At 57.2% G+C, this 14,640-nt stretch carries 12 protein-coding genes; 6 read left to right on the forward strand and 6 right to left on the reverse strand.

Annotation, left to right across the window (positions count from 1 at the left end):
• Positions 1-284: 284 nt before the first annotated feature.
• From crl to gpt, 3 genes are all read right to left on the reverse strand, one after another.
• Positions 285-686: a sigma factor-binding protein Crl gene (gene crl, locus K6R05_RS14775; RefSeq protein ID WP_222924469.1), complete on the reverse strand. Its 402-nt coding sequence runs from the start codon at positions 684-686 to the stop codon at positions 285-287.
• A 131-nt stretch (positions 687-817) separates the two neighbouring features.
• A complete protein-coding gene (gene frsA, locus K6R05_RS14780) occupies positions 818-2,065 on the reverse strand; it encodes an esterase FrsA (protein WP_222924471.1) in 1,248 nt (415 codons plus the stop codon).
• Between the two features lie 115 nt (positions 2,066-2,180).
• The gene (gene gpt, locus K6R05_RS14785; protein ID WP_003851171.1) at positions 2,181-2,639 is read right to left on the reverse strand and encodes a xanthine phosphoribosyltransferase; all 459 of its coding nucleotides are present in this window, start codon (positions 2,637-2,639) and stop codon (positions 2,181-2,183) included.
• Positions 2,640-2,893: 254 nt separating this feature from the next.
• On the opposite strand from gpt, the gene pepD reads away from it, so the two are divergent.
• From pepD to K6R05_RS14805, 4 genes are all read left to right on the forward strand, one after another.
• Entirely contained in the window at positions 2,894-4,351 is a 1,458-nt protein-coding gene (pepD, locus tag K6R05_RS14790) for a beta-Ala-His dipeptidase (RefSeq protein ID WP_161734491.1), read from the forward strand.
• Positions 4,352-4,611: 260 nt separating this feature from the next.
• Complete coding sequence (locus tag K6R05_RS14795) at positions 4,612-6,117, forward strand: sugar ABC transporter ATP-binding protein (RefSeq protein ID WP_222924473.1); 1,506 nt, start codon at positions 4,612-4,614, stop codon at positions 6,115-6,117.
• Positions 6,114-7,115 (forward strand): ABC transporter permease, encoded by a 1,002-nt coding sequence (locus tag K6R05_RS14800; protein ID WP_161734495.1) that lies wholly within the window; start codon positions 6,114-6,116, stop codon positions 7,113-7,115. Before K6R05_RS14795 ends, K6R05_RS14800 begins: the two co-directional genes overlap by 4 nt.
• Before the next feature lie 25 nt (positions 7,116-7,140).
• Entirely contained in the window at positions 7,141-8,208 is a 1,068-nt protein-coding gene (locus K6R05_RS14805; RefSeq protein ID WP_222924475.1) for a sugar ABC transporter substrate-binding protein, read from the forward strand.
• A gap of 36 nt (positions 8,209-8,244) precedes the next feature.
• Here K6R05_RS14805 and dinB read toward each other — a convergent pair whose 3' ends face one another.
• Positions 8,245-9,300: a DNA polymerase IV gene (gene dinB, locus K6R05_RS14810; protein ID WP_222924477.1), complete on the reverse strand. Its 1,056-nt coding sequence runs from the start codon at positions 9,298-9,300 to the stop codon at positions 8,245-8,247.
• A 244-nt stretch (positions 9,301-9,544) separates the two neighbouring features.
• Here dinB and dpaA point away from each other — a divergent pair, with 244 nt between their 5' ends.
• Positions 9,545-10,288 carry a peptidoglycan meso-diaminopimelic acid protein amidase gene (dpaA, locus tag K6R05_RS14815; RefSeq protein WP_161734503.1) on the forward strand — a complete coding sequence of 248 codons (744 nt, stop codon included), beginning with the start codon at positions 9,545-9,547 and terminating at the stop codon, positions 10,286-10,288.
• Here dpaA and K6R05_RS14820 read toward each other — a convergent pair.
• Together K6R05_RS14820 and lpcA are read right to left on the reverse strand one after the other, a co-directional pair.
• Positions 10,259-11,026, reverse strand: coding sequence for a class II glutamine amidotransferase (locus K6R05_RS14820; RefSeq protein ID WP_013356897.1), 768 nt, complete (start codon positions 11,024-11,026; stop codon positions 10,259-10,261). The genes dpaA and K6R05_RS14820 overlap by 30 nt on opposite strands.
• A 51-nt stretch (positions 11,027-11,077) precedes the next feature.
• Entirely contained in the window at positions 11,078-11,656 is a 579-nt protein-coding gene (gene lpcA / locus K6R05_RS14825; RefSeq protein ID WP_013356896.1) for a D-sedoheptulose 7-phosphate isomerase, read from the reverse strand.
• A 253-nt stretch (positions 11,657-11,909) separates the two neighbouring features.
• On the opposite strand from lpcA, the gene fadE reads away from it, so the two are divergent.
• Positions 11,910-14,360, forward strand: coding sequence for an acyl-CoA dehydrogenase FadE (fadE, locus tag K6R05_RS14830; RefSeq protein ID WP_222924479.1), 2,451 nt, complete (start codon positions 11,910-11,912; stop codon positions 14,358-14,360).
• The last annotated feature ends 280 nt before the right edge of the window (positions 14,361-14,640 follow it).

A 14,640-nucleotide genomic window follows, 5' to 3' on the forward strand; every position in this document is an offset into this window, starting at 1 on the left:
CAGGTAATCGGGTCAGAACGGAAAGGCGATTACGCCAATCCATGGCCGCTCGGCCCGCGCGATTACGCACCTCATCCCTGAGGTGCGCCCGTTGCCGGGCCAACGCTCTGCGTTGTTCAAAAACGCTCCCGGCGTTTTTGTCCCTGCCGCGGGACGCTTTCCTTTTCTGACCCGATTACCTGCGCGTTGAGCTTATTCGTTGCTGCCAGATTCACCCTGATTGAGAGTTGTCAGCAGTTTGTGGGCGAGCGTTTTAACTCACCCTTTTATCGCTAAACACCCTATCAGGCGCTCAGCTTCACCGGTTTCTCATCGAAATCACTGGCCGGGATAAGGTCCAGATCTAACTCCTTCAGCATCGCCTTCAGGCGGGTATGGAAATTCCGTAAGGTCTCTTCCACGCGCGCCATGTTCTCTTTGCCCTTGATGGTTGCCACCGACCAGTCACCCTCTTTATCGAACAGACCGATATGGTAGACATAGGTAAAGTGGTCAGCCTGCGCTTCCAGCTCCATCCACCAGCCCCAGAACTCACGAAGTTCCGGTGCCGGTTTCACATTGACGCAGGCAGCCAGACAGTCGAAGAAGAACCGGGTTTCGTCACATTTCCCATCGCGAATATAAGGCCCAAGCTCGGTAAAACGCTTAAGCAGGCGACTGCGGGGATGACCACTTGGTAACGTCATGCTGATTCTCCATAGGTTTTGACCGCTATACAGCCCTGATTTCCGGGCGGCCTGATTACGTCATAAGCCTTTATAGGGCAGCCCGGAAGAATTCCGCTACTAGTTGTAGCAAATACTGTAAATTTTGCCAGTTACCTTTTTAAACGCTTCTCCAGCCAGTCGCAAATCTCATTCAGCGCTTTATCGAAGCTGGCCATCATCGGCTTCACCGGAATCAGCAACGCTTTGCCGTCAGACGACGAGTTAGCGATCAGCTTGCTCTCCTCTTCCGGGCTGAAGAGATCGTTCTGCCAGTAGCCCGACAGCATCGGCGTCGGCGTCCGGCGGCCCAGCAATCCCTGAGTTTTAAGCGAATAGCGATTGAGTTCGGTGCGCAGCGCGCTGTCGGAAGCGGTCGCCATGCCTAACCGGCTGGCCAGCATATCCATGTACATATCCGGGATCTCATCCTGCAACGCCGTCTGCGTCAGCAGCGCATGCACAATCGGGCCAAGACAGGCGACGCCGCGCAGCCGCTGCGATTCCAGATAGGCCAGCCGCACCGCCACGTTCGCGCCAAAGCGATAGCCAAACGCCGCCACGCGGGTGTGGTCAACCCAGGGCACATTTTTCAGATCGCGGAGCACCTGCTGATGCAGAAAACTGGTGTCCTGATTCAGCGTCCATTTCACCGAGTTACCCACCGACGGCACATCAATGGTCAGCATCGCAATGCCGCGCGGGGCGAGATAGTCATGGAACAGACGGTAATGATCGCTCTGTAACGAGTCGAGCGCGCCGCAGAACAGCACGGTGGGATAAGGCGCTTCAACATCCGGCGGTATGTGCAGAAAGCCGCTGACCGGGCTGCCGCCCGTGATGGCAAACGTCAGGGACTTCAGTTCGCCTGGCAACCGCTGAGTGGCCTCTTCATAGGCGCGGTTGGCCAGCGTCTGTGCCTGGTCAGCCAGCTCATCGCCTTTTATATAGGGATAAGCGGCAACGCTATAAAGGTGCGCCGCGTGCAGCCAGTAGTCGCCCGCCTCACTGTCTTCGGTCGCCTCCAGCGCCTTCTGCTGCCAGATGCCTGCCTGTCTGCACCATTCAAAATGCCAGTTGCCGCCGCGGAAACCAATCACCGTGTCGAGCAGCATCTCATCAGTATGTTCAACGTTGCTGATGGCGATACGCGCCAGCACTTCACTGATCTCCTGCGGCGTCAGGCCGCGCCATGTCCACATCAGCTTATTCAGCATGCGATACCAGCCACGCTGGCTATCACCGTCCAGGGCTGAGTGGACATCCGGGGTAGCGTGATGCTGGCGGCGAACCAGGGAAGAGGTTTCAGGATGCTTAAAGCGCGGCTTGAATAGCTCCTCGCTGAGATTTTTGCTCGACATACTCACTTCTCCTGCAACAAAACGGCGATGGCTAAGTGTACTGTACGCCAATTCGGGGTGCGAGGCTCAGAAAGCACAACGCCCGGAAAACCGGGCGTTGTCTGATGTGTATCAATCAGTTTTTTACAATCGGCGGGATGTAGACCACACCCATATCCCACGGCTGCTCAATCCAGGTATCCTGCGGAATATCGACGATATAATCATCAACCAGTGAGCGACCAGCCGGTTTCGCGAAAATGGTGCAGAAACGCGCTTTCGGGTACATCTCGCGGATCGCCTGAGCGGTGCCGCCGGTGTCTACCAGGTCATCGATCACGATAAAGCCTTCACCGTCGCCTTCTGCGCGCTTCAGCACTTTCATTTCGCGCTGATGATCGTGGTCATAGCTGGAGATGCAGACGGTATCAACGTAGCGGATACCCAGTTCACGTGCCAGCAGCGAAGCCGGTACCAGACCGCCGCGGCTCACCGCGATAATGCCTGTCCACTGCTCAACAGGCAGCAGGCGCTGGGCCAGTTTACGGGCATGAATCTGAAGCATGTCCCAGGTAACGACGTATTTTTCGCTCATAGAATAGAAATCCCAGCCAACCGAAGTGGCGTAAAAATGTGCAACGGGGAAAAGGTTGCGCGAGATTATAAGGAGTTGACGCACTAAAAACCAGCATCCGCGCGCTGGTTGCGGCTTTTTAGCGCGTCTGAGAGCGCACCCGGTAAAAAACAGTGATATTCTCAGGCCTGGCTCGTCAGATTCTCTGACGGCGATTTTTCACTGGAAACTCGCGATGTCCGGCCTCGCCGGTACACTGACACAGGAGACCTGTCGTGTCTGAATTGTCTCAACTCTCTCCACAGCCACTGTGGGATATTTTCGCTAAGATCTGCTCGATTCCCCATCCCTCTTTTCACGAAGAAGCGCTGGCGAACTACATCACCGGCTGGGCTAAAGAGCAGGGCTTCTGGTGTGAGCGCGATCAGGTCGGCAACATCCTGATTCGTAAGCCCGCCACCGCAGGTATGGAAAACCGTACTCCGGTTGCGCTGCAGGCGCATCTGGACATGGTGCCGCAGAAAAATAACGACACCGTTCATGACTTCACCAAAGATCCGATTCAGCCCTGGATTGACGGCGAGTGGGTAAAAGCGCGCGGCACCACGCTGGGCGCGGACAACGGCATCGGTATGGCTTCTGCGCTGGCGGTACTGGCTGACAACAGCCTGACGCATGGCCCGCTGGAAGTGCTGCTGACCATGACCGAAGAGACCGGCATGGATGGCGCTTTCGGTCTGCAACCCAACTGGCTGCAGGCTGAAATCCTGATCAACACCGACTCCGAAGAAGAAGGTGAGATCTACATGGGTTGTGCAGGCGGTATCGACTTCGTCTCTACCCTGCCGCTGACCCGTGAAACTGTGCCTGCTGAGTTCCAGACCCTGAAGCTGACGCTGAAAGGACTGCGTGGCGGTCACTCCGGCGCTGATATTCATATGGGCCTCGGCAACGCCAACAAACTGCTGGCGCGCTTCCTGGCGGCACACGCGGCTGATCTGGATCTGCGTCTGCTGGCGTTCAGCGGCGGTACGCTGCGCAACGCAATTCCGCGTGAAGCCTTTGCCACCGTGGCGGTCGAGAGCCACAAAGCGGATGCGCTGAAATCCGCGGCGGCGCACTTCCTGAGCGCCATCAAAAACGAGCACGGCATTAAAGAGCCAAACATCGCTCTGGTCACCGAGCCGCTGGCGCATCAGGGTGATGCCCTGAGCACTGACAGCCGCGATCGCTTCCTGAACCTGCTGAACAGCACGCCAAACGGCGTGATCCGCAATTCAGACGTGGCGAAAGGCGTGGTCGAAACCTCACTGAATATCGGTGTGGTGACGATGGAAAACGATCACGCAGAGATCAACTGCCTGATCCGTTCGCTGATCGATACCGGCCGCGATTATGTGGTGCAGATGCTGACCTCGCTGGGCCAACTGGCTGGCGCGCAGACCAAAGCGAAAGGCGGCTACCCAGGCTGGCAGCCGGATGCGGACTCCGCCATCATGGCGCTGACCCGTCAGACCTATATCGCGCTGTTTGATAAGACCCCGAACATTCAGGTGATTCACGCCGGTCTGGAGTGTGGTCTGTTCAAAAAGCCTTATCCGGATATGGATATGGTCTCGATTGGGCCGACCATCACCGGGCCGCACTCGCCGGATGAGCAGGTTCACATCGAAAGCGTTGGTCTTTACTGGAAACTGCTGACCACCCTGCTGAATGTGGTGCCAGAAAAGTAATTCTGTCACAAAAAAAGTCAACCAGGCTCCGGCCTGGTTTTTTTATGCCTGTCATTCACGCCCAGCATAATCCGCTGCCTTTTCCGCGCTTTACCCCGCAATTCCGCCACGTTCCCGCGGTTCGCTGGTCACAGCCGCCATTATGTCCGGATGTCTGGATGGCTAATAAGATTTCGTGCTAGCTTATGCGCTTTCGGCTGTTGCCGCGCCTGAATGTTCAGGAAAAAATGCGGCCAGTGTTTCTTCAGGAGAGTAATGACATGCCAGGGTTAAACTGCCTTGAGATGCGTAACATCTCCATCGCTTTTGGCGGGTTTGCCGCGCTATCGTCGGTGGATTTCCGCGGTGACGGCCATTCGGTCCATGCGCTGACCGGCGCGAACGGCGCGGGGAAGTCAACGCTGATGGCGATCCTGTCCGGCGCGCACAGCCACTACAGCGGCGAGATCCTGCTGGATGGTGAGCCGGTCTCCATCCGCACGCCGCGTGATGCAAAACAGCTGGGTATCCATCTGGTTCAGCAGGAAGTGGATGTCGCCCTGGTGCCGCAGCTCAGCGTGGCGGAAAACATTCTGCTGGATCGGCTGGCAGAGCCAGGCCACCGCTATCGCTGGGGCGAGATCCGCCGTCAGGCACAGGCCTTGCTGACGCAGCTCGACGTGGTACTGGACGTCAACCGACTGGTGGAGCGCTGCACCCTGGCGGAAAAACAGCAAATTCTGCTGGCGCGGGCGCTGTCGCACCACTGCCGCTTCCTGATTCTGGATGAACCCACCGCCCCGCTGGATCAGCACGAAAGCGAGCGGCTGTTTGCCGTGGTGCGTCGTCTGCAGGCCAGTGGGATCGGCGTAGTGTTTATCTCTCACCGCATCCATGAACTAAAAGCCATCTGCGACCAGCTGACGGTGCTGCGTGATGGCCGCCTGATTGAAACCGGCCCGATGGCGGCGCTGAGCGGCGAACAGATCGTGGAGAAGATGCTGGGCCATCAGCTCACCGATATCTTCCCGGCCCGCCGTGCACAGCAGGCACAACCACTGCTGCTGGCGGTGGAAGGCCTTCACGATGAACAGCTGCTGCAGGATATCTCGCTAAGGCTGCACAAAGGCGAAATTCTGGGCATCGCCGGTCTGGCCGGTGCGGGCAAAACCGAACTCTGCAAAGCCCTGTTTGGTGCCAGCAAAAGCCGCGTCAGTCGCGGGGAACTGCATGGTCAGCCGTGGCAGCCCCGCTCGCCGTACGACTCCGTCAGTCGCCGCATGGCGCTGGTGCCGGAAGAACGGCGCAAAGAGGGGATCTTTATTGATGAGTCGGTCGCGATGAACCTCAGCGTCAGCGCGGACGACAGCTTTTCGCGCTGGAGCCTGTTCGGGCATCGTCAGGCGTGGCGCTGGGCTGAGCAGGTTATCCAGCAGTTGCAGGTACGCACCACTGGCCCGGCACAGACACTGCGGCGTCTCTCCGGCGGCAACCAGCAGAAAGTGGCCATTGGCAAATGGCTGCGCAACAACGCTGATGTGCTGATTTTTGATGAGCCGACCAAAGGCGTGGATATCAAAGCCAAAACCGAGCTGTTCACCCTGATCGATAACCTGGCGCGCGAAGGGAAAGGCATTATCTACGCGTCGGGGGAATTTTCTGAACTGGTCGGCTTATGCGACCGGATTTGCGTGCTCTGGGATGGACGCATTGTGGCCGAGCTGGCTGCACGCGACGTGACCGAAGAGACGCTTTTGCTCTATTCCACCGGAGGAACCCCTGCGTGAGCAGTAAAGAAACCCGCCTGAACCTGACCCCCTCGCCGTGGCGTCACCAGTTGTTCGACTTTCTCTATAAATGGGGCATGTTGCTTACGGTGGTGCTCCTGATCGCTGCCTTTGGCCTGGCCTCCGACAGCTTCCTTGAACCCAACAACATCATCAACATTCTGCGCTCGATTGCGATTGTTACGGTGATTGCGATCGGCGTGTCCATCTCCCTGACGGTTGGCGGCTTTGATCTGTCGGTCGGCTCGACCGCCTCGCTCGCCAATGCCTTAGTGATTTCGCTGTTTGTCTGGTACGGCTTCGGCACGACCACCGCCATCCTGCTCACCCTGGCGCTCTGCACCCTGGTCGGGCTGTTTAACGCCTTCCTGATTGTGATCCTGCGCATTCCCGACATGCTGGCGACGCTGGCAACCCTGTTTGTGATTCAGGGTGTGGCAATGACCTACAGCTTTGGCGGGTCGATCACCGAGAATATGGTGCTGCCGAGCGGTGATATGGCGGAAGGCACCATTCCAGCGACGTTTGGCCTGCTCGGCCAGGTGCCGACCATCGTCATCATTATGCTGGTGGTGACCGTCGCCGCACAGCTGGCGCTGTCGCTGACTAAACATGGTCGCCGGATGTATGCGCTGGGCGGTAATCCGGAAGCGGCGCGCCTCTCCGGCATCCGCACCACCCGCTACCGGGTGCTGGCTTATGTGATTGCCTCTCTGCTGGCCGGTCTGGGCGGCATCCTGCTCGCCTCGCGTATCGGTTCATCGCAGGTCAACGCCGGAAGCGGCTATCTGATGGATGCGGTCGCGGCGGCGTGGATTGGCTTCTCGCTGGCCGGCTCCGGCAAGCCCAACGCGCTGGGCACGCTGGTTGGCGCGGTCATCCTCGGCGTGCTGCAGAACGGCCTGGTCATGCTCTCTGTGCCCTATTACGCCATGGACATTATTAAAGGGCTGGTGCTGGCGTTAGCACTGGCGATCACCTATATCCAGCGCCGCTGAGGCGCGTTTACCGGAGTTGATAACAATGCAAAAAATAACACTCTCGCTGCTGGCCCTGAGCCTGCTGAACGCCAGCGCCGCCTTCGCAGACATCGTCACCCCGGTGCCTGCGGCAATCGCCAGCCATGACGGCCCGATTCGCATTGCGGTGATCCGCAATCTCGGCTCCGATGACAACACCACCCAGTTTGTTGCCGGTGCCATTCAGCAGGGTCGCCAGCTGGGCTTTAAAGTCAGCACCTTTCTCAGCAACGGCGACGATGCGCGCTTCCAGGATTTCGTAAATCAGGCGATCAGCCAGAAATATGACGGCATCGTGCTGTCGCACGGTAAAGCGCCTTACGCCAGCGGACTGGTGAAGCGTATTGCCGATGCCGGTATCAAACTATCCGTGTTTGATACCCCGGTGGATAATCCGATTCCGGGCGTCACCGTCACGGCGCAGGATGATGCTTCACTGGCACAGCTGTCGCTCGGCCAGCTTATTCACGATTTCAACGGCAAGGCGAATATCGTCAAGCTGTGGGTCGCCGGTTTCCCGCCGATGGAGCGCCGTCAGGTGGTGTATGAAAAACTGCTGAAAGAGAATCCGGGCATTCATCAGCTGGAGTCGATTGGCGCAGTGTCGACGGATGTTCAGGGCGATACGGCCAACAAGATTGGTGCGATTCTGGCGAAATACCCGAAAGGCAAAATCGACGCGATCTGGGGTGCGTGGGATGCCTTCAGCCAGGGCGCTTACAAAGCGCTACAGGAGAATGGCCGTACTGAGATCAAGCTCTACAGCATTGATGTCTCGAACCAGGATTTGCAGCTGATGCGCGAGAAAAACAGCCCGTGGGTGCAGACGGTGGCGGTCGATCCTAAAACCATCGGCGCGGTGAATATGCGTCTGGTCGCGAAGAAGATTGCCGGTGAAGAGACACCAGCGACTTACCAGTTTAAAGCCGCGTCAATCTCTCAGCAGCAGCTCAACAGTCAGCCTGGCGCGGTGAACGTTGCATCGCTGAACAGGATTATTCCGGGCTGGGGCAGCAATGAGGATTTCGTTGCCCCGTGGTTTGCGACTCTGGCGGCGAAATATAAGAAGTAATCGGAGGTCAGCCTCATCGGGCGGTGAGGCTGATCGTTACAGACCCAGCAGCAGCTGACGCTCCAGCTGGGGATCCACCATGGTGACATGCAGTCCCACCAGCCGCACGCCACGCCCGGCACGACGCTCATCCCAGGTTTTCCGGGCGATGGCAATCATGTCCTCTTTATTCAGTACCGGCCAGATATGCTCCTGGGTCGTCTGCTGGAAATCGCTGAATTTCAGTTTCACGCCCTGCCGCGCCACCTGTTTGTCAGGTCGTATCTGCGTCAGCCGGCGATCCAGTTCAGCATAGAGAAAGTCGATAATCTCCAGGCAGGCGTCCCAGTCGCTGATATCTTCTGCCAGCGTGCGTTCCACCCCCAGCGATTTACGCTCGCGCTCGACGATAACTTCGCGATCGTCAATGCCGTTACTGCGCTCCCACAGCACCCGGCCAAACTTTCCAAAGCGCTTCAGCAGCAGCGCTAAATCTGCCTTCTGCACGTCGCCACAGGTGACCAGCCCCATCTCCTCCAGCTTTTTGGCCGAGACCTTGCCGACGCCTGGAATTTTCGCCAGCGGCAGGGGCAGCAGAAAACCGGCCATCTCTGGCGGGGTAATCACATACTGTCCGTCCGGCTTATTCAGATCCGAGGCGATCTTTGCCAGAAACTTAATCGGCGCGATACCCGCTGACGCGGTAAGCCCGGTTTCACGGTAGATGGTGGCGCGGATCGCCTGCGCCATTAGCGTGGCGGAGCCGTGACAGTGCGGACTGTCGGTGACATCCAGATAGGCTTCATCGAGGGAGAGCGGTTCGATCAGCGGCGTGTAGCGGGTAAAGATATCGCGAATTTGTGCGGAGGCTTCTTTATAGGCGTCGAAACGGCCTGGCAGCAGACGCAGATGCGGACATAACTTAAGTGCCATGCCGGTTGGCATGGCACTGCGCACGCCAAATTTGCGGGCCGGATAGTTAGCGGTGCTGATCACGCCGCGGCGTTCGCGGCTGCCACCAATAGCGATCGGGATATCGCGCAGCTGGGGATTATCACGCATCTCCACCGCGGCATAGAAGCAGTCCATATCGACATGAATGATTTTACGCATACCCCCTCCGGCACTGGATAAGTATACAGTTGGCAGGGGTAACTGCAATATTTGTCGCGCCCACAATTAAAGTTTACAAATTTGTGGCCGAATATCTTTCAGTAAATCGCGAATCTGGCTGTCGGCGTCTTGCTAAAAAAACAGACAATGTTTAATGTTGCGCTGCGGTAGCGGACAGTTCCGATAATGCAAACAAAGACGCACATTTTGCGTCATGTTCTCTTCACCTCAAGGTATACACAGCATGGGCAAAATCGCACTCCTGTTTGCGATGATTTTACTGCCAGCCCTCAGCATGGCAATGACACCCGAACCCGTCTCAGCGGCACCGGTCAGCAAAGAATTAAAGAAGCAGTTACTCGGTACCCCGGTCTATATCCAGATTTTCAAGGAAGAACGCACGCTCGAACTCTACGGCAAAATCGGTAATGAATTCCGCCTGCTGGATACCTATCGCATCTGTAACTTTTCTGGCGGCCTCGGCCCGAAACGTCGTGAAGGCGATTTCAAAAGCCCGGAAGGTTTTTACAACGTGAAGCTGAATCAGCTGAAGCCGGACAGCCGGTTTTATCGCGCGATTAATATTGGCTTTCCGAATCAGTACGATCGTAATCAGGGCTATAGCGGCAACTACCTGATGATTCATGGCGACTGTAAGTCGATTGGCTGCTATGCCATGACCAACGCCTATATGGATGAGATTTTTACTTATGTGAACGCGGCGCTGCGTAACGGCCAGCAGGATGTCAGCATCAGCATCTATCCGTTCCGCATGACCGACAGCAACATGCAGCGTCACCGCTACTCCAGCGATGCCAGTTTCTGGCAACAGTTGCAGCCGGGCTATGCGTACTTTGCGAAATATCACCAGCCGCCGATGGTCAATGTCGCCAGCGGGAAATATGTGATGAACAGCAGCCCGGCACCGGTGTTAGCCAGTCCCGAAGCCGCTTCACGTTCATTCCTGGCGCTCTCCAAGGCAGAATAACGCCCATTCACCTGGCGCAATCCGTTGCCAGGTTTCATTGGCCGTCAGTGGCTGCGTAGCAATCACCGTCACCACGTCATGCGGCGTGGTGTGCTGCTGAAAATCAACCTCCACATCCTGATCCAGTAACTGCGCCCGGCCAAACGGTGCCCGGCGGGTTATCCAGAACAGGTTGGTGGAGCAGAAGGCCATCAGATAGCGGCCATCTGACAGCAGCATGTTAAACACGCCCTTCTGCCGTAACGAACCGGCCAGCTCTCCGATAAAACGAAACACCGCAGGCCAGTTGCCCGGCGTGCGTGGATAGCGTGTCGCCAGCTGATGCAGGATCCAGCAGAACGCCTTCTCACTGTCCGTTTCGCCCACGGGCCGGAATGTACCGGTCTCCAGTTGACGATAGCCTTTAAGCTGACCGTTGTGCGCGTAGGTCCAGTTTCGGCCCCACAGCTCGCGGGTAAATGGGTGGGTGTTTTCCAGCGACACCTGACCACGATTCGCCTGGCGGATGTGCGCCACCACCGAATGTGATTTGATCGGATACTCCTGCACCAGACGCGCAATCGGCGAGTTAAAGCTCGGCAGCGGATCTTTAAACGTACGACAACCTTTATCTTCGTAAAAGGTAATGCCCCAGCCATCTTTGTGAGGCCCGGTTCCACCGCCCCGCTGAACCAGTCCGGTAAAGCTGAAACAGATATCCGTGGGAACATTGGCGCTCATCCCGAGCAATTCGCACATAGCCACCACCTCTGATTTTGCGGCCTCCCGTCAGGCAGGAGGCCAGCGCAGTTATTTCACCATCTCTTTTTCGATCAGCAGCATCAGGATGTGGATCACTTTAATGTGGATCTCCTGGATGCGATCGGCATAACCAAAGTGCGGCACGCGGATTTCAATATCGGCACTGCCTGCCATCTTACCGCCATCTTTACCGGTCAGGGTGATCACTTTCATCCCCTGCGCACGCGCAGCTTCAATCGCTTTAATAATATTGGCAGAGTTGCCGGAGGTTGAGAGGCCCAGCAACACATCGCCTGGTCGTCCTACCGCTTCCACATAGCGCGAAAAGACATAGTCATAACCAAAGTCATTACTGACGCAGGAGAGATGGCTGACATCAGAGATAGCAATCGCCGGATAGCCAGGACGATTTTCACGGTAGCGACCGGTCAGCTCTTCGGCGAAATGCATCGCATCACAATGTGAACCGCCGTTACCGCAGGAAAGCACCTTGCCGCCCGCCTTGAAACTGTCAGCCAGCAGCACCGCAGCACGTTGAATCGCATGAATATTGGCGTCATCGCTGAGGAATTTAGTCAGCGTATCAGCAGCTTCATTAAGCTCAGAGCGGATGATGTCCTGGTACATAGGGATGTCCTTTTTTAGGAGAGGTTAATCGCAGCAAGTTTAACGGAATGGCCGGTCAGCGCAAAGCGTCATGCCATGTCCGGCCAGATAGTGGCGGCGATGATCATTGCCACAGTTGATGCAAAAATGGGCTAAAAACGGTTTTTGTGAGGCAGGTTGTAATTGCGATGTAAACAAATTGATAAATCCCTTCAACTACTCTAAACCTCTCTACATAACAGGTCAGACCTCTTACTACTTGGAGCGGTTCATTATGATGGTTGTTTCGATACTTGCCACTGTGGCGCTGATTGGCGCCCTGTTCTATCACCGCCTGTCGTTGCGGCTCAGCAGCGCCATCCTGTTGCTGTGGACTGCGGCGATGGCTGTTGCTCATCTCTGGACGCCGTGGCTGCTGTTGCCGCTGGCGATCATCCTGCTGCCATTTAACCTGCCGTCACTGCGCCGCAGCCTGTTTTCAAAGCCGATCTTTCAGCGCTTCCAGAAGGTGATGCCGCCGATGTCACGCACCGAGAAAGAAGCGATTGATGCGGGCACCACCTGGTGGGAAGGCGATCTGTTCCAGGGCAAACCGGACTGGCAGAAGCTGCACAACTATCCACAGCCGCGCCTGACTGCCGAAGAGCAGGCTTTCCTCGATGGCCCGGTTGAAGAAGCGTGCCGCATGGCTAACGATTTCCAGATTACCCATGAGCTGGCCGATATGCCGCCGGAACTCTGGGCTTATCTGAAAGAGCACCGCTTCTTCGCGATGATCATTAAGAAAGAGTATGGCGGACTCGATTTCTCCGCCTATGCACAGGCCTGCGTGTTGCAAAAACTGTCAGGCGTTTCCGGGATTCTGGCGATTACCGTGGGCGTGCCTAACTCACTGGGTCCGGGCGAACTGCTGCAGCACTACGGCACCGAAGATCAGAAAAATCACTATTTACCGCGGCTGGCACGCGGCGATGAGATCCCCTGCTTTGCGCTGACCAGCCCGGAAGCGGGTTCAGATGCCGGTGCGATCCCCGATACCGGCGTCGTCTGCATGGGCGAATGGAAGGGTCAGCAGGTGCTGGGCATGCGCCTGACCTGGAACAAGCGCTACATTACGCTGGCGCCAATCGCCACCGTGCTGGGCCTGGCATTCAAGCTTTCCGACCCGGAGCATCTGCTCAGCGACAATGAGAATCCTGGCATTACCTGTGCGCTGATTCCAACGAATACCCCCGGCGTGGAAATTGGCCATCGCCACTTCCCGCTTAACGTACCGTTCCAGAACGGGCCGACGCGCGGCAACAATATCTTTGTACCGATTGACTATATTATCGGCGGGCCGGAAATGGCCGGCCAGGGCTGGCGGATGCTGGTGGAATGTCTGTCAGTAGGCCGCGGTATTACGCTGCCATCGAACTCAACCGGCAGCCTGAAAAGTGTGGCGCTGGCGACAGGTGCCTATGCCCATATCCGCCGTCAGTTCCGGGTTTCAATCGGTAAGATGGAAGGGATTGAAGAGCCGCTGGCGCGCATCGCCGGTAACGCTTACGTGATGGATGCGGCGGCCACGCTGATTACCGCCGGGATTATGCAGGGTGAAAAACCGGCAGTGCTGTCGGCGATTGTGAAATATCACTGCACCCATCGCGGTCAGCGCGCCATTATCGACGCCATGGATATTGCGGGCGGTAAAGGCATCATGCTCGGCAACAGCAACTTCCTGGCCCGTGCCTATCAGGGCGCACCGATCGCTATCACGGTGGAAGGCGCTAACATTCTGACCCGCAGCATGATTATCTTCGGACAGGGCGCGATTCGCTGCCATCCTTATGTGCTGCAGGAGATGGCGGCCGCAGCCAGCAACGATGTTAATGCGTTTGACGGGGCGCTGTTCAGCCATATCGGGCACGTGGGCAGCAGCACTATGCGCAGCCTGTGGCTGGGCTTAACCGCAGGGCGCACCAGCGCCAGTCCGACCCGGGATGGCACCCGCCGTTATTACCAGCACCTGAACCGCATCAGTGCCAATCTGGCGTTGCTCTCTGATGTGTCGATGGTGGTACTGGGCGGCAGCCTGAAACGCCGCGAGCGTATTTCGGCGCGTCTGGGCGATGTGCTGAGCCAGCTCTATCTTGCCTCTGCGACGCTGAAACGCTATGACGATGAAGGCCGCAACGAAGCCGATCTGCCGCTGGTTCACTGGGGCGTGCAGGATGCGCTGCATCAGGCGGAAGTGGCTATCGACGATTTGCTGCGTAACTTCCCGAACCGTCTGGTGGCGGGTGCATTGCGGATGACCATTTTTGCTGGCGGTCATCACTGCCCTGCGCCATCTGATCGCCTGGATCATCAGCTGGCGAAAATGCTGCAACAGCCGTCGGCTACCCGCAGCCGTCTGGGCCGTGGCATGTATCTGACGCCGAGTGAGCACAACCCTGCCGGTCAGCTGGAACAGGCGCTGCAGGATGTGATGGCGGCAGAAGTGATCCATGACAGGCTGTGTAAACAGACGAAACAGCACCTCTCCTTTACCCGGCTGGACGCGCTGGCGAAGCGTGCGCTGGAGCAGGGCTGGATTGATGCTAAAGAGGCTGACGTGTTGAAGCGTGCTGAAGCCAGTCGTCTGCGTTCGATTAACGTCGATGAGTTTGAGCCGGAGGCACTGGCCGTACCGGTGCCAGAGAAAGCCCCTCAGCCTGCGTCACGGGCAAGTGAGGCGGCATAAGATTCAGGGCCGATGTGATATCAGCATCGGGTACTGAACTTAAAGCGATGGGAGTCAGCACTGTTTTCAGAGGTCGACGCCTCGTCGGCCAAAAAGAGCTGACAATGACAAATCCAGGTGAATCTGACCACAATCGATTAGCTTAAGGCGCAGGGAGCAGGGTCAGAAGAGGAAAGCGTCCCGTGCCACGGACAAAAACGCCGGGAGCGTTTTTGAACAACGCAAAGCGTTGGCCCGTTTACGGGCGCACCTCAGGGATGAGGTGCGTAATTGCGCGGGA

The organism is Pantoea alfalfae (genome assembly GCF_019880205.1).
GTDB lineage: Bacteria > Pseudomonadota > Gammaproteobacteria > Enterobacterales > Enterobacteriaceae > Pantoea > Pantoea alfalfae.

Coding starts and splice junctions, on each gene's coding strand:
- crl (WP_222924469.1), bottom strand. CDS start 686: ATGACGTTACCAAGTGGTCATCCCCGCAGTCGCCTGCTTAAGCGTTTT.
- frsA (WP_222924471.1), bottom strand. CDS start 2,065: ATGTCGAGCAAAAATCTCAGCGAGGAGCTATTCAAGCCGCGCTTTAAG.
- gpt (WP_003851171.1), bottom strand. CDS start 2,639: ATGAGCGAAAAATACGTCGTTACCTGGGACATGCTTCAGATTCATGCC.
- K6R05_RS14795 (WP_222924473.1), top strand. CDS start 4,612: ATGCCAGGGTTAAACTGCCTTGAGATGCGTAACATCTCCATCGCTTTT.
- K6R05_RS14805 (WP_222924475.1), top strand. CDS start 7,141: ATGCAAAAAATAACACTCTCGCTGCTGGCCCTGAGCCTGCTGAACGCC.
- dinB (WP_222924477.1), bottom strand. CDS start 9,300: ATGCGTAAAATCATTCATGTCGATATGGACTGCTTCTATGCCGCGGTG.
- dpaA (WP_161734503.1), top strand. CDS start 9,545: ATGGGCAAAATCGCACTCCTGTTTGCGATGATTTTACTGCCAGCCCTC.
- K6R05_RS14820 (WP_013356897.1), bottom strand. CDS start 11,026: ATGTGCGAATTGCTCGGGATGAGCGCCAATGTTCCCACGGATATCTGT.
- lpcA (WP_013356896.1), bottom strand. CDS start 11,656: ATGTACCAGGACATCATCCGCTCTGAGCTTAATGAAGCTGCTGATACG.
- fadE (WP_222924479.1), top strand. CDS start 11,910: ATGATGGTTGTTTCGATACTTGCCACTGTGGCGCTGATTGGCGCCCTG.